This window comes from Pseudomonas sp. NPDC085632 (assembly GCF_044541255.1).
Classification (GTDB): domain Bacteria; phylum Pseudomonadota; class Gammaproteobacteria; order Pseudomonadales; family Pseudomonadaceae; genus Aquipseudomonas.
This window is the reverse complement of record NZ_JBITSX010000013.1, coordinates 13,671-38,497: the sequence shown is the minus strand read 5'-3', so window position 1 is coordinate 38,497 and position 24,827 is coordinate 13,671. Positions and strand designations below refer to the sequence as shown.

At 60.1% G+C, this 24,827-nt stretch carries 16 protein-coding genes and 1 pseudogene; 4 read left to right on the top strand and 13 right to left on the bottom strand.

The window, feature by feature from the left end; genetic code table 11:
• From ACIF4X_RS11960 to ACIF4X_RS11950, 3 genes and pseudogenes are all read right to left on the bottom strand, one after another.
• Nucleotides 1-705: pseudogene (locus ACIF4X_RS11960) on the bottom strand (FAD-dependent oxidoreductase); the annotation flags it as partial.
• Between the two features lie 86 nt (nucleotides 706-791).
• A complete protein-coding gene (locus ACIF4X_RS11955; protein WP_008086924.1) occupies nucleotides 792-2,045 on the bottom strand; it encodes a serine hydroxymethyltransferase in 1,254 nt (417 codons plus the stop codon).
• Nucleotides 2,046-2,268: 223 nt separating this feature from the next.
• A complete protein-coding gene (locus ACIF4X_RS11950; RefSeq protein WP_397482279.1) occupies nucleotides 2,269-2,979 on the bottom strand; it encodes a TraX family protein in 711 nt (236 codons plus the stop codon).
• Between the two features lie 126 nt (nucleotides 2,980-3,105).
• Here ACIF4X_RS11950 and ACIF4X_RS11945 point away from each other — a divergent pair, with 126 nt between their 5' ends.
• The 3 genes from ACIF4X_RS11945 to ACIF4X_RS11935 all read left to right on the top strand — a co-directional run bounded on the left by ACIF4X_RS11945 (nucleotide 3,106) and on the right by ACIF4X_RS11935 (nucleotide 6,109).
• Nucleotides 3,106-4,146, top strand: coding sequence for a low specificity L-threonine aldolase (locus tag ACIF4X_RS11945; protein ID WP_397482278.1), 1,041 nt, complete (start codon nucleotides 3,106-3,108; stop codon nucleotides 4,144-4,146).
• Nucleotides 4,147-4,456: 310 nt separating this feature from the next.
• Nucleotides 4,457-4,990 (top strand): REP-associated tyrosine transposase, encoded by a 534-nt coding sequence (locus tag ACIF4X_RS11940; RefSeq protein WP_397482277.1) that lies wholly within the window; start codon nucleotides 4,457-4,459, stop codon nucleotides 4,988-4,990.
• A 294-nt stretch (nucleotides 4,991-5,284) separates the two neighbouring features.
• Nucleotides 5,285-6,109: an SDR family oxidoreductase gene (locus ACIF4X_RS11935; RefSeq protein WP_397482276.1), complete on the top strand. Its 825-nt coding sequence runs from the start codon at nucleotides 5,285-5,287 to the stop codon at nucleotides 6,107-6,109.
• Nucleotides 6,110-6,288: 179 nt separating this feature from the next.
• Here the strand turns inward: ACIF4X_RS11935 and gbcB are convergent, their stop codons facing one another.
• Nucleotides 6,289-7,389 (bottom strand): glycine-betaine demethylase subunit GbcB, encoded by a 1,101-nt coding sequence (gene gbcB / locus ACIF4X_RS11930; RefSeq protein ID WP_007911227.1) that lies wholly within the window; start codon nucleotides 7,387-7,389, stop codon nucleotides 6,289-6,291.
• Between the two features lie 297 nt (nucleotides 7,390-7,686).
• Between gbcB and gbcA the strand changes: the two genes are divergently transcribed.
• The gene (gbcA, locus tag ACIF4X_RS11925; protein ID WP_064388154.1) at nucleotides 7,687-8,982 is read left to right on the top strand and encodes a glycine-betaine demethylase subunit GbcA; all 1,296 of its coding nucleotides are present in this window, start codon (nucleotides 7,687-7,689) and stop codon (nucleotides 8,980-8,982) included.
• A 122-nt stretch (nucleotides 8,983-9,104) separates the two neighbouring features.
• On the opposite strand, the gene ACIF4X_RS11920 is transcribed toward gbcA, so the two are convergent.
• The 9 genes from ACIF4X_RS11920 to ACIF4X_RS11880 form a co-directional block, all read right to left on the bottom strand.
• Nucleotides 9,105-10,349, bottom strand: a complete 1,245-nt coding sequence (locus ACIF4X_RS11920; protein ID WP_397482275.1) for a metallophosphoesterase family protein — start codon at nucleotides 10,347-10,349, stop codon at nucleotides 9,105-9,107.
• Between the two features lie 25 nt (nucleotides 10,350-10,374).
• A complete protein-coding gene (locus ACIF4X_RS11915) occupies nucleotides 10,375-12,243 on the bottom strand; it encodes a hypothetical protein (RefSeq protein ID WP_397482274.1) in 1,869 nt (622 codons plus the stop codon).
• 124 nt (nucleotides 12,244-12,367) lie between these two features.
• Complete coding sequence (locus ACIF4X_RS11910) at nucleotides 12,368-15,820, bottom strand: alpha/beta fold hydrolase (protein ID WP_397482273.1); 3,453 nt, start codon at nucleotides 15,818-15,820, stop codon at nucleotides 12,368-12,370.
• Nucleotides 15,821-16,949: 1,129 nt separating this feature from the next.
• The gene (locus tag ACIF4X_RS11905; RefSeq protein ID WP_397482272.1) at nucleotides 16,950-17,720 is read right to left on the bottom strand and encodes an electron transfer flavoprotein subunit beta; all 771 of its coding nucleotides are present in this window, start codon (nucleotides 17,718-17,720) and stop codon (nucleotides 16,950-16,952) included.
• Between the two features lie 9 nt (nucleotides 17,721-17,729).
• Nucleotides 17,730-18,950 carry an electron transfer flavoprotein subunit alpha/FixB family protein gene (locus ACIF4X_RS11900; RefSeq protein WP_397482271.1) on the bottom strand — a complete coding sequence of 407 codons (1,221 nt, stop codon included), beginning with the start codon at nucleotides 18,948-18,950 and terminating at the stop codon, nucleotides 17,730-17,732.
• Nucleotides 18,950-20,899 carry a dimethylglycine demethylation protein DgcB gene (gene dgcB / locus ACIF4X_RS11895; RefSeq protein ID WP_397482270.1) on the bottom strand — a complete coding sequence of 650 codons (1,950 nt, stop codon included), beginning with the start codon at nucleotides 20,897-20,899 and terminating at the stop codon, nucleotides 18,950-18,952. Before dgcB ends, ACIF4X_RS11900 begins: the two co-directional genes overlap by 1 nt.
• Before the next feature lie 143 nt (nucleotides 20,900-21,042).
• Nucleotides 21,043-23,103 (bottom strand): dimethylglycine demethylation protein DgcA, encoded by a 2,061-nt coding sequence (gene dgcA / locus ACIF4X_RS11890; protein WP_397482269.1) that lies wholly within the window; start codon nucleotides 23,101-23,103, stop codon nucleotides 21,043-21,045.
• 15 nt (nucleotides 23,104-23,118) lie between these two features.
• Nucleotides 23,119-23,649, bottom strand: coding sequence for a DUF5943 domain-containing protein (locus ACIF4X_RS11885; protein ID WP_005792152.1), 531 nt, complete (start codon nucleotides 23,647-23,649; stop codon nucleotides 23,119-23,121).
• Nucleotides 23,650-23,756: 107 nt separating this feature from the next.
• Nucleotides 23,757-24,734, bottom strand: coding sequence for a dipeptidase (locus tag ACIF4X_RS11880; protein ID WP_007911246.1), 978 nt, complete (start codon nucleotides 24,732-24,734; stop codon nucleotides 23,757-23,759).
• Between the last annotated feature and the right edge of the window lie 93 nt (nucleotides 24,735-24,827).

Sequence of the window (24,827 nt, the reverse complement as noted above, 5' to 3'; positions counted from 1 at the left end):
CTTGGATTCGATCGGCAGACGGAAACCGGCGAGTTTGGCCATGTGCCCGGAGTTACCGGCAGTGACCACACCGACGCGCTTGGCGCCGATGAAACCCTTGTTGGTTTCAACGCCGATGCACACGCCGTTTTCCTTGCGGAAACCGATCACTTCGGTCTGCTGGATCAAGTCCACGCCCAAGGCGTCAGCGGCACGGGCAAAGCCCCAGGCCACGGCATCGTGACGGGCGACGCCGCCGCGACGCTGAACGGTCGCGCCCATCACTGGGTAGCGGGTGTTTTTCGAGCAGTCGAGGTACGGAATCTCGTCAGCGACTTGCTTGGCGTTGAGCAGCTCACCGTCGACGCCGTTGAGGCGGTTGGCGCTGACCCGACGCTCGGAATCACGGATGTCCTGCAGGGTGTGGCACAGGTTGTAGACGCCACGCTGGGAGAACATCACGTTGTATTTCAGGTCTTGCGACAGGCCTTCCCACAATTTCATCGCGTGTTCGTAGAGGTGCGCCGACTCGTCCCACAGGTAGTTGGAACGCACGATGGTGGTGTTGCGCGCGGTGTTACCGCCGCCCAGCCAGCCCTTCTCGACCACGGCGACGTTGGTGATGCCGTGTTCTTTCGCCAAGTAATAGGCAGTCGCCAGACCGTGCCCGCCGCCACCGACAATGACCACGTCGTAGACCTTCTTCGGCGTCGGTGTGCGCCACATGCGCTGCCAGTTTTCGTGATGGCTGAGGGAGTGTTTGAAGAGGCCGAAGCCCGAATAGCGTTGCATAGTCAGTTACTCCAGAACACTCAGCGATAAACCGGGAAGTCTGCGCACAGGGCCGACACTTGCTGGGCAACATTGGCCTCGACATCGGCATCGCCGAGGTTGTCGAGGATGTCGCAGATCCAGCCAGCCAACACTTCGCACTGGGTCACCTTGAAACCGCGAGTGGTGACGGCCGGGGTGCCGATGCGCAGGCCCGAGGTCACGAACGGCGATTGCGGGTCGTTCGGCACGGCGTTCTTGTTGACGGTGATGTGCGCGCGGCCGAGGGCGGCGTCGGCGTCTTTGCCGGTCAGGCCCTGACGGATCAGGCTGACCAGGAACAAATGGTTGTCGGTGCCGCCGGACACTACATCGTAGCCACGTTTGATAAATACGCTGGCCATCGCCTGAGCGTTGTCGATGACTTGTTGCTGATACGCCTTGAAGCCTGGTTCCAGCGCTTCCTTGAAGCACACGGCTTTACCGGCGATGACGTGCATCAACGGGCCGCCCTGAGCGCCGGGGAATACGGCAGCGTTGAGCTTCTTCTCGATCTCTTCGTTGGACTTGGCCAGGATCAGCCCGCCACGTGGACCGCGCAGGGTTTTGTGCGTGGTGGTGGTGACCACGTCAGCGTACGGCAGCGGGTTCGGGTACAGACCGGCAGCGACCAGACCGGCCACGTGGGCCATGTCGACAAACAGCAGCGCGCCGACCTTGTCAGCGATCTGACGGAAGCGCGGGAAATCCAGAGTCTTCGAGTAAGCGGAGAAACCGGCGACGATCATTTTCGGCTTGGATTCGACGGCGAGACGTTCGACTTCGTCGTAATCGATCAGCCCGGTGTCGGTGTTGATGCCGTACTGCACGGCGTTGTAGAGCTTGCCCGAGGACGACACTTTGGCGCCGTGGGTCAGGTGACCGCCATGGGCCAGGCTCATGCCGAGGATGGTGTCGCCCGGCTGGATCAGCGCCAGGTAAACAGCGCTGTTGGCCGAGGAACCGGAGTGCGGCTGGACGTTGGCGTAATCGGCGCCGAACAGTTGCTTGGCGCGTTCGATGGCCAGCGCTTCGACTTTATCCACATGCTCGCAGCCGCCGTAGTAGCGCTTGCCCGGATAGCCTTCGGCGTATTTGTTGGTCAGGCCGCTGCCTTGCGCTTCCATCACGCGTTTGCTGGTGTAGTTCTCTGACGCGATCAGCTCGATGTGATCTTCCTGACGTTGCTCCTCGGCATTCATCGCCGCCAGCAGTGCATCGTCGTAACCCTGGATCTGGTCTTGCTTGCTGAACATCGCGTCTCTCCCAGCGGCATCTGTGCGCCATTCGTCTCGGTAAGGCACTGGCAATGAAGGCAGTGCCCTTTGATGCCGATGGTATGACCGGTGCAGACAGCTCAAATGCCTGCGCGCGCCACGCAAAGGTGCGTTTACGACATGGCTGGAAATGCGTTTTCCAGACTCGATCTCGAAAACACTGGAGAACCCTGTGGGAGCTGGCTTGCCAGCTCCCACAGGGTTAAGCGGTGATTTGACGGATAAGTAGCAGCAGGAGGAAATGCCCAGGATAGAGGGCGTAAGCCCAGCGGCGCATTGGCGGTGGCTGGAGATGTCGCACATGTCGCAACAGGAACAATCCGAGCATTGGCGCGAACAGACAGATGGCAATGCCAAGGATCGCGACGCTGCTACCGAACCGTGCCGAGTCGTAAAGCACTTGCCATTGATTCGCTGCGAGGCATACCAATCCCGGCAACAGACTGAAGTACCACGGACGGCGAAATACCAGCAGCATCACCAGCGGCAGCAAAACGCCGAAGAACCCGAACATCAGTCGCTCCGGGAAAACAGCGGCCAACACCAGCGCAGCAACGCCCAGCAATCGCGACATGATCGAGGGATCCTGCCACCCCCGCGCCACCAGCAAACCCAGCGCCAGCGTCGGCATCACATTCAACGTATCCGGCTCCGGAATGTACAACCGATACGGAATCTCGCTCACCGCACTGAACAGCAACAACCACCCCAGATACCGCCACTCCATCCTCCGCGACCCATCGCGCGCCAGATTCGCCGCCATCGCCAGACAAAACCACGGAAACGCCAGCCGCCCCGGCACATACAGCCAATCGGCGGAGAAACCGACATATCGCAGGTGATCGAGCAACATGCTCAGCAGCGCCAGCCACTTGAGCAGATCCAGCGCGCCGTCGCGTTTGCTCAGGTGCATAATCGTCCTACAAACTGGTAATTTCCTGAATGTGACATCCCGTGTGCTCCCCGGAAGATCTTCGGTAAAGTGCGCACCCTCATTGACCACGAGCCTTCACAAGAGTCTCGACCACGGAAGCCGGCCATGACCGACAAGAGCCAACAATTCGCCAGCGACAACTATTCCGGAATCTGCCCTGAAGCCTGGGCTGCGATGGAACAGGCCAACCACGGCCACCAACGCGCTTATGGCGACGATGAATGGACCGCACGCGCGTCCGATCATTTCCGCAAACTGTTCGAAACCGACTGCGAAGTGTTCTTCGCCTTCAACGGCACCGCCGCCAACTCGCTGGCCCTGTCGTCGCTGTGCCAGAGTTACCACAGCGTGATCTGCTCGGAAACCGCCCACGTCGAAACCGACGAATGCGGCGCCCCGGAATTCTTCTCCAACGGTTCGAAACTGCTGATCGCCGGCACTGAAAACGGCAAGATCACCCCGCAGTCGATCCGCGAAGTCGCCCTCAAGCGCCAGGACATCCACTACCCGAAACCGCGCGTGGTCACGCTGACTCAAGCCACTGAAGTCGGCAGCGTCTACACCCCGGAAGAAGTCCGCGCCATCAGCGCCACGTGCAAGGAACTGGGCCTGCACCTGCACATGGACGGCGCACGTTTCTCCAACGCCTGCGCGTTCCTCGGCTGCTCGCCGGCGGACCTGACCTGGAAGGCCGGTGTTGATGTGCTGTGCTTCGGCGGCACGAAAAACGGCATGGCCGTGGGTGAAGCCATCCTGTTCTTCAACCACAAACTGGCGGAAGACTTCGACTACCGCTGCAAGCAGGCCGGTCAGTTGGCGTCGAAAATGCGCTTCCTCTCGGCACCGTGGGTCGGCATCCTCGAAAACGACGCCTGGCTTAAATACGCCCGCCACGCCAACCACTGCGCGCAGCTGCTGGCTGAACTGGTCAGCGACATTCCGGGCGTCGAACTGATGTTCCCGGTGCAGGCCAACGGCGTGTTCCTGCAATTGTCGGAACCGGCCATTGCCGCCCTGACCGCGAAGAACTGGCGTTTCTACACCTTCATCGGCAAGGGCGGCGCGCGCTTCATGTGCTCGTGGGACACCGAAGAAGACCGCGTGCGCGAACTGGCCCGCGACATCCGCGAAGTCATGTCTGCCTGATTCCCTGGCAAATGATCGTTCTCACGCTCTGCGTGGGGACGCCTCCCGGGACGCTCCGCGTTCCAGCCTCACCACTGTCGACATGCTTAACACCGCTATGACGCAGAGCGTCGAGGGCTGCATTCCCACGCTGAGCGTGGGAACGATCAGTGCTCAAAAATGATTTTTCCCACCGCAAGACCAGACTTCTCTTCTAGCGAGAACATGCCACACGCCTCACCCTGATCGTTCCCACGCTCTGCGTGGTAACGCATCCCGGGACGCTCCGCGTTCCATTCCCGTCGCACCGCAAGATTCAAGGAAGAATCCCATGGGTCGCAGCCGATACACCATTACCGAAACCGACAAACCGCATTTCCTGACTTGCACGATCATGGAATGGTTACCGCTGTTCATCCGCCCATACATCGTCGACCACCTGCTCAACTGCTGGCGATATCAACAGGCCCACAATGACTTGAAGCTGTACGGCTACGTGATTCTGGAAAACCATCTTCACTTCGTCGCCCAAGCACCCGACCTGAGCAAATGCCTCAGCCAGTTCAAATCATTCACTGCTCGACAGATTATTGATGACTTGCAAAGCAAAGGAGCTGACAAGGCTCTGCAACGGCTGCGCTTCAGCAAACGTGCACACAAGCAGGATCGCGTGTATCAGCTGTGGCAGGAAGGCTCCCACGCAGAGATGGTTTATAACGAATCGGTCATGCGCCAGAAGCTTGAATACATCCACAACAACCCAGTGAAACGCGGGTATGTGGACTTGCCGGAGCATTGGCGTTACTCGAGTGCCAGGAACTATGCGGGAATGCCGGGGCTGATCGAGGTTCAGCACTGGTATTGAATGGGACGCAGAGCGTCCCGGGCTGCATTCCCCCGCAGAGAGTAGGAACGATCAGATCTGACTCCACCGCACTGATCGTTCCCACGCTCCGCGGGGGAATGCCTCTCGGGACGCTCCGCGTTCCAGTCTCACCACTGTCAACATGCTTAACACCGCTATGACGCAGAGCGTCAAGGGCTGCATTCCCACGCAGAGCGTGGGAACGATCATGGCGGAGAAAGTGTTGCCTGATCTGCTTGGTCTACATTGTCTGTCGAGCCCTCCGCTCACATAACAATAAGCAGGAGCATCGGCATGTCGTTACAAGGCAAAACCCTGTTCATCACCGGCGCCAGCCGTGGCATTGGCCGTGAGATTGCGCTGCGGGCCGCGAGGGACGGAGCCAATATCGTCATCGCGGCGAAGAGCGCTGAACCCCACGCAAAACTGCCCGGCACCATCCACAGCGTCGCGGCGGAAGTCGAAGCGGCGGGCGGCAAGGCCTTGGCATTGCAGGTGGACGTGCGTGATGAAGACGCCGTGCGCCAAGCGCTGGCCCAGACCAACGAACATTTCGGCGGCATCGATGCGCTGGTGAACAACGCCGGGGCGATCAAGCTCACGGGTGTGCAGCACATCGAACTCAAGCGTTTCGACCTGATGCACCAGATCAACACCCGCGCGGTGTTGCTCTGCAGCCAGGCCGCCCTGCCCTATCTGAAGAAATCCGCCGGGCACATTCTCAACCTGTCGCCGCCGCTGAATCTGGCGAGCAAATGGTTTGCGCAGTTCAGCCCGTATACGGTGACCAAGTACGGCATGAGCATGTTGACGCTGGGGATGAGTGAGGAATTTGCCGGTTATGGGATCAGCGTGAATTCGTTGTGGCCGCAGACGATGATTGCTACAGCGGCGATCGAGTTTCAGTTGGGGAATCGGGACTCGTTCAAGCAGGCGCGAACGCCAGCGATCATGGCGGATGCGGCGCATGTGATTCTGGATAGCCGCGGGCGGCAGATTACCGGCCGGTTGTTGATTGATGAGGAAATTTTGCGGGAGAGCGGTGTGACGGAGTTCGGTCAATATCGCTTTGATCGAGAAAGCGACGCGGCGTTGATGCCGGATTTGTTTATCGACTGAAAAGCCCCTCACCCTAGCCCTCTCCCAGAGGGAGAGGGGACTGACCGTAGTGTTTATCAGAGTTACGCCGACGTGAAATACCGAGCCGAACTCACATTTTGAAAAGCCCAAAAATCGGCTCCCTCTCCCTCGGGAGAGGCTGGGGTGAGGGGTAAGCCGTACGCAAAAATTCGCCCCACTCAGAAATCGATACGCACATCGCCTTTAGGCACACTGCAGCACGACAAAATAAACCCTTCGGCCTCGTCGTCCTCGGTAATCCCGCCGTTGTGCTCCATCTCCACCTCGCCCCCCAGCTTCAGCACCTTGCACGTTCCGCAAATCCCCATCCCGCACGCCTTCGGAATCATCAACCCCAGCTTGGCCGCCGCCGCGTGCACAGTCTCACCCGGGGCAACCCGAATGCTCTTGCCTGACGAGGTGAATTCGACCTGATGCAGATCCGCCGCATCAATTTCCGGCGCGTCGGCTGCCTGCTCCGCCTGCTCCACCGCATCAGCACGCGCTTCCGGCGGCGTAGCACCGAACGATTCCTCGTGATAACGCGACATGTCGTACCCGGCCACTTCCAGCAGGCGTTTGACCGCATTCATGTACGGCGTCGGGCCGCAGCAGAACACTTCGCGCTCGAGGAAGTCCGGCACCATCAGCTCAAGCATCTTGTGGTTCAGGTAACCGCGATACCCGGCCCATGGCTCACCCAAACCGTGCTTTTCACAAATCAGATGCAGGCTGAAGTTGTCGATCCGCGACGCCATGTGCTCCAGTTCGCGGTGGTAGATGATGTCTTTCGGCGAGCGTGCGCTGTGGATAAAGGTCATGTCGACGTTGGCGTTGGTGTCGTAGAACCAGCGCGCCATCGACATGCATGGAGTAATCCCCACGCCGCCGCTGAGATAGAGCACTTTAGGGCTCGGGAAATCGATGGCGTTGAACAGCCCGACCGGCCCGTGCACCGCCAACTCTTGCCCCTCGTGAAGCGTGTCGTGCAACCAGTTCGAGACCTTGCCGCCCGGCACGCGCTTGATCGTCACCGAAAAGCTGTACGGCACCGACGGCGAACTGGAGATCGTGTACGAGCGCATGATCGGCTGGCCTTCGATTTCCAGCTCCAGGGTCACGAACTGCCCGGGCTTGAAGAAGAACAGGATCGGCTGGTCGGCCATAAAGCAGAAGGTGCGCACGTCCCAGGTTTCCTGGATGACTTTGACGCAACGGACGATGTGTCGGCCATTGGCCCAGGTCTGGGTGGTGACCGGATTCAGGAAGCTGTTGGACATGCTGTTCTCCACGGCCGACTGTCGGCCTCATGTCGGCGATTCTGCGTATAGCGCGAACCGCCCGTTTACCTATCCGCGACATCGGCATACTTATCGCGACCAGCCCCCAACCACCGGGGGTTGCGCGTCGGGAACAGATTGCACCATGTCGCCCATGGATAAGGTTCCGCCCTGCGCCGGCCCCACACTCGCCCCAACACCAAGACAGATTCTTTACACCTTGCGTAGCAACCGTTAACAGCACACCTGATCAGCCACTTTTCGCCGGCCACGCAGATGGCCATGAGGATCACATCGATGGACGTCACCGCAAAAATCAGCCTGGGCGATCCGCTGGAACCCGCACGCAAGGCCACCGCACAAATGCTTCAGGAGCGCGAGCGGACGTTTTCGCTGCCACAACCGTTCTACAGCGATGAACGGCTGTTCGATATCGACATGCAGGAGATCTTCCAGAAAGAGTGGTTGATCGCCGGCATGACCTGCGAAATCCCGGCCAAAGGTAATTACCTGACACTGCAGATCGGCAAGAACCCGATCATCGTCATTCGTGGCGCCGAAGGCGTGGTGCATGCGTTCCACAACGTCTGCCGCCACCGTGGCTCGCGTCTGTGCACCAGTGAAAAGGGCAAAGTCGCCAAACTGGTCTGCCATTACCACCAGTGGACCTATGAGCTGGACGGACGCCTGCTGTTCGCCGGTACCGAAATGGGTGCCGACTTCGACATGAAGCAGTACGGCCTCAAACCAGTGAACGTGAAGACCGCCGGCGGTTACATTTTCATCAGCCTGGCCGAGAACCCGCCGGCCATCGATGACTTCCTGTCGACGCTGAACCATTACATGGAACCGTACGATATGGAGAACACCAAGGTGGCGATCACCACCACCTTGATGGAAAAGGCCAACTGGAAACTGGTGCTGGAAAACAATCGCGAGTGCTACCACTGCAACGCGTCGCACCCGGAGTTGTTGAAAACCCTGCTGGAATGGGACGACGTCACCGACCCGCGCGCCGATCAGGCGTTCAAGGATCACGTCGCCGCCTCCGCCGCAGCCTGGGAAGCCGAGAAGATTCCTTATGCCCACGCCAGTTTCGGCCTGCGCAACCGCATCGTGCGCATGCCGCTGCTCAAGGGCACCGTATCGATGACTCTCGACGGCAAACAGGGCTGCGCGAAACTGATGGGCCGAATCAAGAATCCGGATCTGGGTTCGATGCGCATCCTGCACCTGCCGCACTCGTGGAACCACTGCATGGGCGATCACATCATCGTCTTCACCGTGTGGCCGATCAGCGCGCAGGAAACCATGGTCACCACCAAGTGGATCGTGCACAAGGATGCGGTTGAGGGTGTGGATTACGATGTGGAACGCATGCGCCAGGTGTGGGATGCGACCAACGATCAGGACCGCCGTCTGGCTGAGGAGAACCAGCGCGGGATTAACTCCACCGCCTACCAGCCCGGGCCTTACTCCAAGACTTATGAGTTTGGCGTGGTCAACTTCGTTGATTGGTACAGCGAGCGCCTGCTGAGCAACCTTGGCGCCGAGCCGGCGCCGTACCTCAAAGGCGTACCGGTCCAAGGCTGATGTCTTCTGCTTGATCGTTCCCACGCTCTGCGTGGGAATGCCTCAACGGACGCTCCGCGTTCGGCCTTTGGGACGCAGAGCGTCCCGGGCTGCATTCCCACGCGGAGCGTGGGAACGATCAGTCAGTACGATGACCACCTCACCGATCCATCCTCACCAACAAACTCCTCAAAAATCTCCTCCCCCACCAAGCGGATTTTCGCGTACCCGTTCAACACCCGCAGCGGATACGCCGGATCGTTGGCATCCTGCGTCTCTGACCACAACACCCGCGAATGCCCGTTCAGCTCACTGGAATTGCCATACGGAATCGCCCCGTGCCCGGCACAACGCGCGTGCAAACCACCCTGCTGCGCATACACGATGCCGTTGTGCAGATGCCCCCAATACCAGTAATCCGGTTCACGCCCCAGCGCATCGCACACCGGTTGATACAACGCCGTCTTGTTGTGACCGGAAATATCGAAGCCCTGATGATGGCTGAGCACCATGATTTTTTTGCGTTTCGGCAGGCCTTTCATCCACGCGATCTGCGGCTCGTTCAACGTGCCGTCCATGTACAGGTTCATCGCGTCCGAGGCGTAGGCGGAATCCAGCCCGACCACCAGCCAGTCGTCGTTGATCAAGGCAAAATAACTGGTGCCCTGCTGCCCGGGAAAACGCTTGGCCAGTTCCTTGAAATAGCCGTGGGCGCCGCTGTACATCTCGTGGTTCGAGTTGAGGGTGAACGAGCCGTGCGTCCCCATCGGCCAGCCGGCCATGTCGACGTCTTCCTGGGAATGACTGCCGGCGTAATACACATCGCCCAGATGAATGGTGAAATCGGCCTGAGCCAGTTGCATCTGATTGGCCACCGACACCGCCGGTGCGTGGCTGTCGAACGGCCCGGTGCCCCAGTCACCGGCAATCGCCAGGGTCACCTCACGGTCCATTTGCACCACCGCAGGGTCGGTGCCGAACGTCGCGTGATGGCGCAGGTTTTCGATCCATTTCAGCAGCGCCTCGCTCCACAACAGATCGAGCAATTCCCACTTGCGGCAACCGAGCAGGGTGCCATCCTTCAACACCCGGGTCGCCAGTTGATCGGGCGACTGCGGCAGCGGCGTGGCGTTGCCGATGCGCAGAATCGACAAGCCGTGCGACAACTCCCACGGTACCGCGGGCTCGTCGTCCGGCAACTCGCCGTTTTTCAGCACGTACTGCGCCTGATCATGGCCGCGCTGCAACAGCTTGATGATCGCCTGAAACTCCTGCGGCTCCAGCTCGCTGATGAGTTTCATCCAGGCCATTTCCATGCGCGTGAACAAGCCGTGAATGCGCACTTTGACCTTGTCGTATTCGTGTTCCCAATGACTGACCAGTGACATGGCGTAATCCTCTCTCCGTAAGGGTTCACAGGGTTTTCATGAATTCGATCAGCGCGCGTTTGTCGTCGTCCGACAGCGTCGTGCCGTACAGGTGACCCGTGTTGTGGTTGCCCTCCAGACGCGTGTCGTATTTGAAGTCCGCCGAGGCCTTGGCCTGAGCACCGCTGGTGACGAAGCCGACGTTGACCGGGTCGTAGACGTCGGAGCCGGTGATGAAGGTCTGCGGACGTTTTTCCGGCGCTTGCAACAAGTCCCACAGGGTCGGCACCGAGCCGTTGTGCAGGTACGGCGCGCGCAGCCAGACCCCGTCGGTGGGCGTGTTGCTGTAGCTCTGGGTCTTGCGATAGGCACCGAAGTCGAACGGCGGTTTCTTGAAGGAATGGAACGCGGCCACCAGACCGGTAGTGAACGAATCGAGCCGGTGCGGATCGGTGCCGAGCTGATCGATATTGGTGGTGACCTGCCCGGTGTCGGCCCGACCGAAGTCATGGCAAGCCGCGCAGTTCGCTTCCCAGATCGGTTTGCCCTGCGCGACTTTTGCTTGATCCAGCGCCCACGGCCATACCGGTGCCTTGTGCCCGAGCAGCCAGTTGGTCACGCGATTGAAGCTCGGCGGTAACACCGATTCCGGCGTGGCGCCCACGGCCATCGCGGCGGCGTAGTTGCGTTCGTGGATCTTGTTGTTATTGCCGTCCCAGTGCAGGTACATCGATTCGCGCGGTTTCTGGTTCCACACCTGCGGCAGATCGACGGTGCCGATGGTCGAGTCATCCGGGAAGCCGAACACCACCATTTTCGTCGGGTTGAAGGTGTCGGTGCGGCCCGGGCCTTGTTGTGGACGCAGCTTCTGCCAGGCATAGGCCTGTTTTTGCTTGAGCAGCGCGCTTTTCGCCATCGGCATGATCAGGTAGCGGTTGTAGAGTTTTTCGAAGAAGCCCAACTGGAACTTGCTGTTGATCGCCGCCATCACCGCGTCGGTGGTGAATTTCGGATCGCTGGCGCAATCGTAGGCGAACCACTGGAACGCTTGCAGTTGCAGGGTGTTGGCCGGTGCGCTCGGGACATTGACGGCGACGTCGCTGGCATTGGCCCGGTAGGAACCGGTGTGGCACAGCGCGCAATTCGGCTCGACCGTCGGGTAGCCGATCTGTCGCTTGGCCATGCCGATCGGCAGGTCCTTGCCGTTTTCAAAAAGGAAGCCGAAGACTTCCCAGCCACCGGGTTTGGGCATTTTCTCCGGGCACATCTGCGGCAGCACGGCGAACAGGTAATAGGGGATGCGCGCTTCGATACCGAGGCCGATGGCAGCGTACTTGTAGTGGTCTTCATCGGAGGCGTATTGCTGTTCCGGGACGACGCGGAGCATCTGGTACCAGGTCTCGTAACCGATGAAACCGAGCACCGCGAGGACAATCAGCGTGCCAACCTTGAAGGCGTGACTCTGCCACTGCCGCTGCCATGCCGCGCGCCACTCGCGCCAGCCATCGCAAAGCAATGCCCAAGGGCGATTCTCCGGCGTTGTACCGAGGTAGAGCAGAACGCCGAGGATCAGAAAGAAGCTCAAATCGCCCATCAGCATTGGCACGAATACCGAGCCTTGAGAGCTGGTGTTGATCAGGTAGATCCAGAACACCACGGCGATCAACCGCGTCAGTACACACAGCCAGGAATGCACCACGTAGCGTGGCGCGTTGAACCCCGACGGCATGTAAAACACGCTGATGCCGACCAGCAGCATCCCGGCGTTTTCCAGCCAAGGGTCGGAGAGTTGCGGCGGCAGCCCGACCACTGATGTCAGCAAGCCCGGCGCGAACAGCGCGGGGATGGCGAACACCATGTTCATCGCAATGCCGATCCAGATGAAGCGTTGAAACCAGCGGATGTAGCTGTCCATGTCATCCATTTCCTTGTCTGAATTGCGAACACGACACCGCACCTGTAGGAGCTGCCGCAGGCTGCGATCTTTTGCCCTTCAAGATCAAAAGATCGCAGCCTGCGGCAGCTCCTACAGGAGAGGGTCAGGCCTGAGCAGTTTTCTCCAGGTGTTCAAGGATGATCGGGTAGACATCGACCACCGCGTTCTTGCCGAACATGCAGTCGATGTGGCCGTAGCCCGGCACCACTTGTCGGCTGTAACGCTCTGGCCCGTGCATGTCGCACAAACGCTGGTAGGTCTTGAGAGTGCTTTCCGGCAGATAGCACTGGTTGTCGGCACCACTGATAAAACAGATCGGCATGGTCAGCCGGTCAAAGTGCGGCATGTACACATCGTTGCCTTTGAAATCCACCAGATGCCCTTTGCGCACGATCAGCGCCAGGTGTTCGAAGGTTTCGATGTTCGACTCGCCGAACAACTCATGCAGGTTGTCGTGCAAGGTTTCGTTGAGGGTGTCGTGGCGATACAGCGAGGCGTACATGAAGGTGATGCGGTGGCACACCGGGTTGGTGCAGTAACCCTGCGCCTCGATACGTGCGTAACCATTGAGGGCCTTGTCGTAGAGTTTGTTGAACCAGTTTTCCTTGCTGTCGGCGTAAGCGGTCATCGACTTGATGCCGATGGCATCGAGCATCCCCGGCAGGTGTAACCCGGCCTTCAAACCTGTCGCGGTCGCGACCACCGTGTCAGCGGCAATCTGCGAGCAGACCACCGAACGCACGCCCTGCAAACCGGCGAGCAGCGACATGAAGAATGTTGTCGCGCCGTAGCAATGCACCACGCACTGCACGTCTTTGGCTTTGGTCTCTTGCTGGATTTGCGCGATAGCAGCCTTGAAGTCGTACTGGGCAATCTGATCGCCGTTCCATTCCTTCTTGCTCGCGGGCAACAGAATGCTCACGCGAAAATCCAGCAGCCACACGTCATAGTCGTGCTTGCACAGGTATTCGAGCAGGTTGGTCTGAATGGTATCGGTGGAGAAGATGTTCGACCCCACGCCCAAGCCATGCACCAGCATCACCGGGCCTTTGCTGCCGGCCTGATAGCGGGTCAGACGCAACTCGACACCGTCCTCGGTGGGGAAGAAATGCACTGCCGGCGTCGGCGCATCCAACGGCCGTTTCAAGCGTGGCGGTGCATCCGGATTGAAGTAGATATCGCCGGCAAATACGCCGCCGTAACTTTCCCAGAGAATCCCGGCGAAGAACTTGCCAAACCGCGCCAGCCCTTCGATGCGCTCACGTTCGTTACGCGCATTGAGGACTTTCATGGTGGTCATCTGTTTGGCGAAATCGGTTGGATGAATGTGCATCACCCCGGAGCCGATCACCTCGCCAGTCTTGTCCGGCCCGCGATACAGCGTTACGTAGAGCGTGCTGGTGTCGTGCCAGATATTCAGCACGCCGTTGTCTTCCGGCACGGTTTTGAAGGCGCTGAAGAAGTAATCGTTGCCGTCCTCGGCGGTCAGCTTCATGTCGTACTTCATATGACGCGTATCGACTTGCTGCTCGAATTGCTCGAACAGGTTGAACACACCGTTGCTGGCGGTCAGCGGTTGTGGCGACAGTGCCGGGGCGTTCACCGTACCGACAATGGTCGCTGCGTGTTCCGGCTCCTTGATCATCCGGTTCATGTCGTTGGCCGTAATGGTCAGGGTAAAGTCGATCGGCGAGTTATCCGCCTCGCCGCGTTTGGCCGCCGCTTCGTAGACTTTCAGGTCGGTACTTTGCGCAGCGGTGAAGGCGCGAGAGAAATAGCCCTTCATGGTTTCGGTGAACTGCACGCCAAGGGTTGGCGGCGCCACCGGTTTGCGCGGGGCCGACGGCAGCGTGTAATCGATCTGCCAACCACGGTCGGCGGCGAGCAGGCCCATGTTGCGCTCGCTGACGGCGGAAATGGTCAGCAGCGGATTGACCGCCAGCGACGTCGGAATCACCGCGCCGTCAGTCACGTAGAGGTTAGCGTAGACATCGGTGCCACTGGCGCCGCTGAACACCTGACCCTTGTGATTGACCACGCCTTGCGCCGCGTCTTCACCCATCACGCAACCACCCAGCGGGTGGACTGAAACGATGCTGTGCTTGAGCAGCCTGGTCCAGATCGGATTCTCCACCCAGACCCCGCCCAACGCCTTGGTGCTCTGCTGCAGACGCTCGTTGCCGAGTTTGAAGTTCTCCTGTTCGCCAACGCCCGGCCAGTCGATGCGCAGTTGATCCTTGCTGTCGAGGATCATCCGCCCCTGGCCGCTGTCATGGCTCATGATCAGGTAAGTCTGCATGTTGTGAAGTGCGCCGTAATACGGGCCGCGCAGGAAGCTTTCCGCTTCACGCTCCTTGTATTTCACCTTGCCGCTGAAGCTGTCATCCGTGGCCACGCCGATCATCTCGGCAAACCCGGCCATCGCCGGCACCATCGGCCGACCGAGGGCACCGGGGATCGAGCCTTCCTCGATGACCATGCGGCTGCGCCAGTCGCCTTCGGTGCGCATGTCGATCACCGAGGTGATGCACGGACCGACCGGGTGCAGTTCCTTGGCCGGGTGCGCGCCGAAACCGATGCCGTTGATGGTCTGCTCGCAGTTGTGGCCGAAGCCGAGGATGTCGCCATTGCCGCTCATGTTCTCGCCAAGCTGGCCGGACATCACCACGCCTTTGTCGCGCGTACGCAGAAGGATTTCGGTCGAGCCGAGGGTGCCGGCGGAGACCACGACAATATCGGCCTTCACGAACAACGTTGGCGCAGAGAACTTCTCACGGCCGCTGTCCAGATACTGAAAGTGCACGATCCAGCCATCACCGTCGCGCTCCAGGTGCCGCACTTCGGCCTGACAGAAAATCTCCGTGCCGTGGTTCCACGCGTCCGGCAGATAGTTCATCAGCGTGGTGTTCTTGGCCTTGTTGTTACAGCCCGAAACGCAGTCGCCGCACTGGTTGCACGGCAGTTGCTCGACACCGACGTGGTTGAGGTTGTTCGGCAGCTTGTCGAAGGTCACGTTGATCGGCGGTTTGTAGAAATGCGCGCCTTGCTTGAGGTAATCCGCCGATTTCTTGTTGGCGTCAAGTTTGGGTAGATTCGGCGAAGTGCTCGGGTAAGGATTGGGTTTGAGCATTTCCCTGGCGCGGGCATACCCGTCCTTGAGCAGCGTGTCGCGGTGCTCACGCACCGCTTGCGGCCAGCGCGGGTCATCGAATACGCCCGGTTCCGGTTCAAGGGCAACGTTAGCGTTGATCAGCGAGGTGCCGCCGAGACCGCAACCGACCACGACGTTTTGCTGGGCGTTGACGTGCAAGTCGAACAGCCCGGTGCGCGAGCCGATATGGCCATCCGGGTCGTGCACCTGCAGTTCTTCGGTAGCGGCGATCATGGTGTTGGGGTATTCGCCGGGCTGGATTTCCCGACCGCGTTCAAGCAGGCACACCCGTTTGCCGGCACGGGACAGGCGCGAGGCAGCAATGCCGCCGCCGTAGCCTGAACCGATAACGATCACATCGTAGTGTTCCTTGATCTCGCTGATGGGCGTTGCGATCCGTGTCATGAGATGGTTCCTCTAATCAGGCAGATGGGGCAACTCTGCGGTTGCCTGCAATCAATGGGCGAACGGGCACCTGGCCACCGGATCAAGTCCGGCGACAGCACAGCGGTCTGGCAGGTTGGCGCGCTACAGGCGAGCGTGCTGATTGGCGGCGCGCCGGAGCGTGCGCTTGCGTGGCGAGGGCGGGTGGCGGTGCGGCTGGCTATCCATCATGCGTTCTCCCAGAACCAGATGTGGATAAGTGACGGCTGTCCTTGTGCCATTGCAGTGAAGACAGCGCAGGAATCGAAGTCAAGGCAACGCCTTAGAACTGTATGAAATGTGATCAATTGCTGTTTGGACTATACGGGCCGGGGCTCGCAGGGTTTGGCAAACAAGTTATCCACATAGCCACCCACAGCAAATGGGGGTAACTGTGGATGACTCGGAAAATAACGGGCTGATTTGTGAAGAAAAATCGTGACTTATCCAGAAGTACGGTTTGCGAGAGGCATTGGCTGTTTTTTGATCACATCCTTGGAAGCCACGTTTTTAATGACCTGTAGCGGATGGCGAACACGTTATCCACAGAAGCACCAACAGAGTTCGGGGGTAACTTTGGCCTTGCTGTGGAAAAGCGTTGGAGGCTGTGTGAAATCGGGGGTTTGCGTGGGAGTTTTGCGTAGAAACAGCTGAGTTGATTGTTTTTTGATCGATTCTTCGCAGGCCACGGTTTGTATGGGTCTCAGCGGATAGCGAACATCTTATCCACAGAAGCGCCAACAGAGATTGGGGGCAACTTGCTCAGTTATCCAAGCGAAAAAGCCCTGAAAATCCGTGACTTAGGCTGGTTGTTTTTTGATCGCAGCGCTGTAAGGCTTGATTGGCGTGGGGTGCAGACAAAGGCAAACACGTTATCCACAGATCCGCCAACAGGGATTGTGGGTAAACAGCTACCCTCACCCCAGCCCTTCTCCCAGAGGGAGAGGGAGCCGACCGAATCGCCTGTTTGAACTTCATCGACCTGAACGAACATTGCGATCTCAGGCTTGGCCAAGCCAAGGTCACCGCGCAATCGCAGGTCGATGTAATTAGCCAATACCACTCGGTCGGTCCCCTCTCCCTCTGGGAGAGGGCTAGGGTGAGGGGCTTTTCAGCGAACCACACCTTCTTCAATCAGCAGCTTGAGGATCGCTTCAGCACCAGCCTGCGCAGTAACACCCTTGAGCACCCGCCCCCCGCCCCCACTGGCCTTGGCCGTTGCGGCTTTCATCCGGTCCGCCCCGCTTTTGGCCTTGATCACCTTCAAGCGTTTGGGCCGAGGCTTGGCCGCTTGCAAAGTGGCAACCGCGAGCAACTCATCGTCCACCACTTCGATGTCTTCAGCCTGCAAGACCCCGCGTCGCGCCGGTCCATAAGCACTTTGCCGAGGCTTCGGCGCAGCGTTATCCACAGTCGCCAGAAACGGCAGCTTGACCTTCAACCGCCGCCGCTGCCCGCGCGGTAATGCCTGCAGCACCAGCGCCGAGCCGTCGTTGATCGACTCGACCTGCGCCAATCCGACCACCAGCGGCCAGCCCAGACCTTCCGCCAGCAGGAACGGCAACATCCCCGAACCTTCGCCGGTTTCCGCCTGGCTGCCGGTCAGCACCACTTGCGCACCAGCATCGCGCAGATACTCAGTCAACGCTGGCAATGCATCGGCACCCGCGGGCTGTTCCAACACATGCATCTGCTCAAGGCCCATGCCGAGATAGGCGCGCAAGGCCGGTTCCGCCACGTCGCCGGCATGCAACACCTGCAGGTTATCCCCAGCCAGTTGCAAACCCAGTTCCACGGCGCGTGCGTCCTGATCGGCGCGGCGCGGCCGCCCGGAGGTCGGGTGGGCGCCAATTGACACCAGACTGATAACTTTCGTGTTCATAGCGTTTCCTTAAGCCGCATCGCGCTTGGCGTCGTTGCGGTAAGCCGCGACCGCTTCGATCAACGCTTGCAGAATCTCTGCGCTCTCGCCAATCACCGAGAGGTCGGCGCGCTTGATCATGTCGCAACCCGGATCGAGATTGATCGCCACGACTTTGTCGCAGGCGCCAATACCTTGCAGATGCTGGATCGCGCCGGAGATACCCACAGCTACATAGACCCGCGCGGTAACCCAAGTGCCGGACGCGCCGACCTGGCGATCACGGGCCATGAAGCCATCGTCGACGGCGACCCGCGACGCGCCTTCGGTAGCACCGAGTGCCGCCGCCGTTTCGTGGAACAGTGCCCAGTCCTTGACGCCGTTGCCGCCGGAAAAAATAAACTCGGCTTCGGCCATCGGAATCGATGCTGGGTCTACCGCCACCGCACCGAGATCTTCAATCCGGGACAGACTTCGCACGACGCCTGTGGATAATTCAACCGGCAAGGCTTCATGACGGGTTTCGCTGACGGGCTCGGCGCATTCCGTCGCCGCCAGAATCAACCGTGCAACCGGACGGGCGAGGTCTTGCAGCCCAGCGCCAGCGCGGCCGATGCATTCCTGATCCTTGACCTGCCAGACCCGCGTCGCCGGGCGCTCGCCCAGTGCCGCGGCAAAGCGCCGACCGAGTTCACCACCACCGCTGCGGCTGTCCGGCAGCAACCAATGACGCGGGTTGAACTGGTTATCCACAGCACGCAAACCTTGCACGCGTTGCTCCGGTGCATAACCGCTGAACTGTTCGCCGTCGAGCACCAGCAAGCGATCCACGCCGGCGATGGCGAAAGCATTTTCCTTGTGCTCACCAAAGACCACCGCCAACACCGCGCCGTCCTGACCGGCAAGCTGATGGGCGAGACCGAGCAAGTCACGGTCGTGGCTGCTCAAGCGACCGCCAACCATGTCTGGCACCACGCTGATGTAGTACGCCGGGGCCGGCACCTGATGCAGCGGCAATTGCACTTCAACCGTGGCCGAGCGTTTGACCGCCCCGCCCTGTTGCGCGCCACTGCGGTCGATCCGTTTGAGGCCGTTAGGGCCGATAAAGCCGATGCCATGCAGGTTCTTGCGGATGACGCCGTTCGGCCCCATCCAACTGTGTTGCGCCGGTTGCATGGCCGCGTGTAGCGGATGCAAACGGTTACGCGCAATCCATTCGGCGCGCGGGTCGCGGCGGATAATGTCGCTCATCAGTGGGCCTCCGCAGGTTCACGTTTGGCCGGGGTCGCAGGCTTGCTTGGCGCAGCGTCTTCAAGCAACGCGTCGGCGACCAGTTCGGCGATGTCCTTGATCAGCGGACGCGGTTCGACCACGCCTTCGAGCATCGCCGTGCACTGTGGACAACCCACGGCCACCAGTTCGGCGCCGGTCTCGCGGATGTCTTCCATGCGCATGTCGGGAATCCGTTGCTTGCCCGGAATGTCAGTGATCGGCGCCCCGCCACCGCCGCCGCAGCAGCGCGAACGGAAGCCGGAACGTTGCATCTCTTTCACTTCAATACCGAGGGCGCGCAGCACTTCACGCGGCGCTTCGTACTCGCCGTTGTAGCGGCCGAGGTAGCACGGATCGTGATAGGTCACGCTGTTGCCTTTGTGCTGTCCGATATTCAGCGCACCGGCCTGAATGATTTCCGCCATGTAGGTGCTGTGGTGCTGCACCAGGTAGTTGCCATCAAACGCGCCGTACTCGTTTTTCAGCACATGGAAGCTGTGCGGATCACAGGTGACGATGCGGTTGAAATTGTATTTGGCCAAGGTCTGGATGTTGCGTCTGGCGAGCAACTGGAAGGTCGCTTCATCGCCCAATCGGCGGGCCACGTCGCCGCTGTCACGCTCTTCAAGGCCGAGCACGGCAAAGTCGATTTTCGCCGCTTTCAGCACTTTGACGAACGCGCGCAATGTGCGCTGGTTACGCATGTCGAAGGCACCGTCGCCGACCCAGAACAGCACGTCGGTGGATTTCTTTTCGCTGAGCAGGTTGAGGTTCAGATCCGCCGCCCAGTTCATCCGCCCGCCCGGGGCGAAACCGCCGGGGTTGTCGGTGGCAATGAGATTTTCGAGGACTTCGGCGCCCTTGTTCGGCGTCGCGCCTTTTTCCAGGGTCAGGTGACGGCGCATGTCGACGATGGCATCGACGTGCTCGATCATCATCGGGCATTCCTCGACGCAGGCGCGGCAGGTGGTGCACGACCACAGGGTTTCGGCGTCGACCAGACCGTTGACGATCGGTTGATGTGGATTGCCGCTGTGTTCGCCCACCGGTTTGCCCGGATAAGGACTGCCAGCGAATTTGGCATCGGTGCCGCCAGCGAGGCCGACGACCATGTCCTGAATCAGCTTTTTCGGGTTCAGCGGCTGGCCGGCGGCGAACGCCGGGCACGCGGCTTCGCACTTGCCGCATTGCACGCAGGCGTCGAAACCGAGCAACTGGTTCCAGGTGAAATCCTTGGGTTTCTCAACACCCAGCGGCGCACTCGGATCGTTCAAATCCAAAGGCTTCAAACCCGTGGAACGACCACCACCAAAACGTTCAGCGCGACGGTGCCAGGCCAAGTGCAAGGCGCCGGCGAAGGCGTGCTTCATCGGCCCGCCCCAAGTCATGCCGAAGAACAGTTCCGACACGCCCCACAGCACACCAATCCCGAGGATGACCGCGAGCATCCAGCCGCCGAAGTTCTCCGGAAGGATTCCAGCCACTGGCAAGGTCAGCAGAAAGAACGACGCCGAGAACGCCAACAGACTTTTCGGCAGGCGCATCCACGGGCCTTTCGACAACCGCGCGGGCGGGTTGCGCCGACGCAGATACACGAAGATCGCGCCGACGAACATCACCGCCGTCATCAGCAGCAAGGCGTAACCGAGGATGCGGTTGTGCAGGCCGAAACCGTGCACCAACAGCGCCAGCACAATCGACGCTACCGCACCGCCCGCCGTGGCGACGTGGGTGTTGGCGATGTATTTGTCCCGCGCCACAACATGGTGCAAGTCGACCATGTAGCGCTTGGGCATGGCCAACAGGCCGCCGATCAGATCGACCTTCGAGGCCCGGCCCCGACGCCACATGGCCACCCGCCGCAACGCGCCAAGGACACCAAGGCCGATAGCTGCGAACAACAGGATTGGAAGAAGGGTGTTCAACATGGTGAAGCTCCCACCAGTACAACCTGGAGAAACACGATCTATATGTAGGAGCTGCCGCAGGCTGCGATCTTTTGACTTTTTTGTTCAAAGCAAGATCAAGAGATCGCAGCCTTCGGCAGCTCCTACAGGGTTTTATACAAGTTTTAGAAATCCTTGCAGAGCCGCAGGGCGTCGTAGATCGCGGCATGGGTATTGCGCTGCGCCACGCAGTCGCCGATGCGGAACAGCAAGTAGCCGTCGCCCGCCTCGCTCAGCGAAGGTTGCGGCTGGATCGCGAACAACGCCTCGACGTCGATCTGGCCCTTGTTGCGCGAACCCTCTTTGAGCGCGTAGTAGATTTCCTCATCCGGACGCACGCCGTTTTCCACCACCACCTGATCGACCACCCGCTCCTCTTTGGCGCCGGTGTATTCGTTCTCCAGCACCGCGACCAGTTTGTCGCCTTCGCGGTAGACCTTCTCCAGCATCATGTCGCCGGTCATGATCACTTCTTTCGGGTACATGCTGCGGTAGTAGGTCGGGAACGACGTACCGCCGATGGCCACGCCCGGTTTGATGTCGTCGGTGACGATCTCGACCTGGCTGCCCTTGTCGGCGAGGAAGTCGGCAACCGACATCCCGGTGAACTCGCAAATGGTGTCGTAGACCAGCACGTTCTTGCCCGGCGCAACCTTGCCGTCGAGCACGTCCCAGCTGCTGACCACCAGCCCTTCGGCGGCGCCCCAGTGTTCGTTCTGCTCCAGATACGGATGCCCGCCGACCGCCAGCACCACCACGTCCGGACGCAAGTCCATAATGGTGTCGGCATCAGCCGCCGTGCCCAGGCGCAGATCGACTTTCAGCCGCGCCAGTTCCAGCTGGAACCAGCGAGTAATACCGGCGATCTGGTCACGCTGCGGCGCTTTCGAGGCGGTCGTGATCTGCCCGCCGATGAATTCTTTCTTCTCGAACAGGGTCACGTCGTGGCCACGCTCGGCAGCAACGCGTGCCGCTTCCATCCCGGCAGGGCCGGCACCAACAATCACAACCTTGCGTTTCGGCCCGGTGGATTTCTCGATGATGTGCGGCACGCCCATGTATTCACGGGACGTCGCGGCGTTCTGGATACACAGCACGTCCAGACCTTGGTACTGGCGGTCGATGCAATAGTTGGCGCCGACGCACTGTTTGATCTGATCGATCTGGCCCATCTTGATCTTGGCGATCAGGTGCGGGTCGGCGATGTGCGCGCGGGTCATGCCGACCATGTCGACATAACCACCCTCGAGAATGCGCGTGGCCTGGTTCGGGTCCTTGATGTTCTGTGCGTGCAGCACCGGCACCTTGACCACTTCCTTGATCCCGGCGGCCAGATGCAGGAACGGCTCCGGTGGATAACTCATGTTCGGGATCACGTTGGCCAGGGTGTTGTGCGTGTCACAACCCGAGCCGACGACGCCGATGAAGTCGAGCATGCCGGTGTCGTCGTAATACTTGGCGATCTGCTTCATGTCTTCGTGGGACAAACCGTCCGGGTGGAACTCGTCACCGCACAGACGCATGCCCACGCAAAAATCGTCACCGACCTCGGCGCGCACGGCTTTCAACACTTCCAGGCCGAACTTCATCCGGCCTTCGAAGGTGCCGCCCCATTCGTCGGTACGCTTGTTGACGCGCGGGCTCCAGAACTGGTCGATCATGTGCTGGTGCACTGCCGACAGTTCAACGCCGTCGAGACCACCGGCCTTGGCCCGGCGTGCAGCCTGGGCGTAGTTGCCGATCACCCGCCAGATTTCTTCCGGCTCGATGGTTTTGCAGGTCGCGCGGTGTACCGGTTCACGGATGCCCGACGGCGACATCAGGGTCGGCCAGTGGAAACCGTCCCAGCGCGAGCGCCGGCCCATGTGGGTAATCTGAATCATGATCTTGGCGCCATGCTTGTGCATGGCGTCAGCGAGATTCTGGAAGTGCGGAATGATCCGGTCGGTCGACAGGTTGACCGAACTCCACCACTGCTGCGGGCTGTCGATGGCGACCACGGAGGAGCCGCCACAGATCGCCAGGCCGATACCGCCCTTGGCTTTCTCTTCGTAATACTTGACGTAGCGCTCGGTGGTCATGCCACCGTCAGTCGCGTAGACCTCGGCGTGCGCGGTACTGAGCACGCGGTTGCGGATGGTCAGTTTGCCGATCTGGATCGGCTGAAACATTGCTTCGAAAGCCATGGCGGGTTCCTCGACTTACAACGGCTTGACGGTGAACAGGCCGTCGTCGTGGCCTTCTTCGGAGCCACCGTAGACTTGTTCGGCAACCGTGCGAATCTTGCTGCCGCGTGCCTCAAGAATCTGGTCCATCGCACCGGCAAACCAACCGGTGAACATGTAGTCGACCTTGCGCCCGACCTTGCCGTAGACGTAGACGAACGCCGAGTGTTCGAGCTTGACGCTGGCGGTGCCTTTGTCGAGGTCGATGTCCTGGATCTTGAACAGGCCCCAGCCGCGTTGCGACAGGCGCTTCATGTAGTGTTCGAACACCGCGACGCCTTCCAGACCGTGGCATTCGGCTTCTTTCTCGCACCAGTGCCAAGCGGACTTGTAGCCGGCCTTGTAGAGGATCTCGGCGTAGGCGTCAGCGCCCAAAACCTCCTCGATGCCCATGTGGTTGTTGACGAAGAAGTGACGCGGCACGTAGAGCATCGGCAGGGCGTCGGAGGTCCAGACACCGGTCTCGCTGTCGACTTCGATTGGCAATTGCGGGGCGATCTTGGCCATGGAAACTTAACTCCAGAAAAAATAGTGGATTCAGTGGTGACCGCTGCCCTCACCCCAGCCCTCTCCCGCAGGAGAGGGGGCAGTTCGGCGGCGGTCTTGAGTCAGCGTTACTCGCCCCAGACGTCTTTCAAGACGTTGACCCAGTTCTCGCCCATGATCTTGCGCACGACGCGCTCGGAATGGCCGCGCTTGAGCAGGGTTTCGGTCAGGTTCGGGAACTCGCCGACGGTGCGGATGCCCAGCGGGTTGATGATCTTGCCAAAGCTGGTCAGACGGCGGGCGTAGCCCTTGTCGTGGGTCAGGTATTCGAAGAAGTCCTGACCGTGACCCTGGGTGAAGTCGGTGCCGATGCCGATGGCGTCTTCGCCGACGATGTTCATCACGTATTCGATCGCTTCGGCGTAGTCGTCGATGGTCGAATCAATGCCCTTGGCGAGGAACGGCGCGAACATGGTCACGCCGACGAAACCGCCGTGGTCGGCAATAAACTTCAGTTCTTCATCGGATTTGTTGCGCGGGTGCTCTTTGAGACCCGACGGCAGGCAGTGGGAATAGCAGACCGGTTTTTTCGATTCGAGGATGACTTCTTCAGAAGTCTTGGAACCGACGTGGGACAGGTCGCACATGACGCCGACGCGGTTCATCTCGGCAACGATTTCGCGACCGAAACCCGACAAGCCGCCGTCACGTTCGTAGCAACCGGTGCCGACCAGATTCTGGGTGTTGTAGCACATCTGCACGATGCCAACGCCGAGCTGCTTGAACACCTCGACATAGCCGATCTGGTCTTCAAAGGCGTGAGCATTCTGGAAGCCGAAGAGGATGCCGGTCTTGCCCTGTTCTTTGGCGCGACGGATGTCGGCGGTGGTGCGCACCGGCATCACCAAGTCGCTGTTTTCGCGGATCAGCTTCTGGCTGGCAGCGATGTTGTTCACGGTCGCCTGAAAGCCTTCCCACACCGACACAGTGCAGTTGGCTGCCGTCAGACCGCCCTTGCGCATGTCTTCGAACAGCTCGCGGTTCCATTTGGCAATGATCAGACCGTCGATAACGATGCTGTCGGCGTGTAATTCGGCTGGGCTCATCAGGCGTCCCCTTATTGGCGATTCATGCGCCGAATCGTCTGCCGGCGCTTTGGGGCCAGCATATGCCTCGGTGCCGGGGCGACCGGGTGCAAA

Coding starts and splice junctions, on each gene's coding strand:
- ACIF4X_RS11955 (WP_008086924.1), bottom strand. CDS start 2,045: ATGTTCAGCAAGCAAGACCAGATCCAGGGTTACGACGATGCACTGCTG.
- ACIF4X_RS11950 (WP_397482279.1), bottom strand. CDS start 2,979: ATGCACCTGAGCAAACGCGACGGCGCGCTGGATCTGCTCAAGTGGCTG.
- ACIF4X_RS11945 (WP_397482278.1), top strand. CDS start 3,106: ATGACCGACAAGAGCCAACAATTCGCCAGCGACAACTATTCCGGAATC.
- ACIF4X_RS11940 (WP_397482277.1), top strand. CDS start 4,457: ATGGGTCGCAGCCGATACACCATTACCGAAACCGACAAACCGCATTTC.
- ACIF4X_RS11935 (WP_397482276.1), top strand. CDS start 5,285: ATGTCGTTACAAGGCAAAACCCTGTTCATCACCGGCGCCAGCCGTGGC.
- gbcB (WP_007911227.1), bottom strand. CDS start 7,389: ATGTCCAACAGCTTCCTGAATCCGGTCACCACCCAGACCTGGGCCAAT.
- gbcA (WP_064388154.1), top strand. CDS start 7,687: ATGGACGTCACCGCAAAAATCAGCCTGGGCGATCCGCTGGAACCCGCA.
- ACIF4X_RS11920 (WP_397482275.1), bottom strand. CDS start 10,349: ATGTCACTGGTCAGTCATTGGGAACACGAATACGACAAGGTCAAAGTG.
- ACIF4X_RS11915 (WP_397482274.1), bottom strand. CDS start 12,243: ATGGACAGCTACATCCGCTGGTTTCAACGCTTCATCTGGATCGGCATT.
- ACIF4X_RS11910 (WP_397482273.1), bottom strand. CDS start 15,820: ATGACACGGATCGCAACGCCCATCAGCGAGATCAAGGAACACTACGAT.
- ACIF4X_RS11905 (WP_397482272.1), bottom strand. CDS start 17,720: ATGAACACGAAAGTTATCAGTCTGGTGTCAATTGGCGCCCACCCGACC.
- ACIF4X_RS11900 (WP_397482271.1), bottom strand. CDS start 18,950: ATGAGCGACATTATCCGCCGCGACCCGCGCGCCGAATGGATTGCGCGT.
- dgcB (WP_397482270.1), bottom strand. CDS start 20,899: ATGTTGAACACCCTTCTTCCAATCCTGTTGTTCGCAGCTATCGGCCTT.
- dgcA (WP_397482269.1), bottom strand. CDS start 23,103: ATGGCTTTCGAAGCAATGTTTCAGCCGATCCAGATCGGCAAACTGACC.
- ACIF4X_RS11885 (WP_005792152.1), bottom strand. CDS start 23,649: ATGGCCAAGATCGCCCCGCAATTGCCAATCGAAGTCGACAGCGAGACC.
- ACIF4X_RS11880 (WP_007911246.1), bottom strand. CDS start 24,734: ATGAGCCCAGCCGAATTACACGCCGACAGCATCGTTATCGACGGTCTG.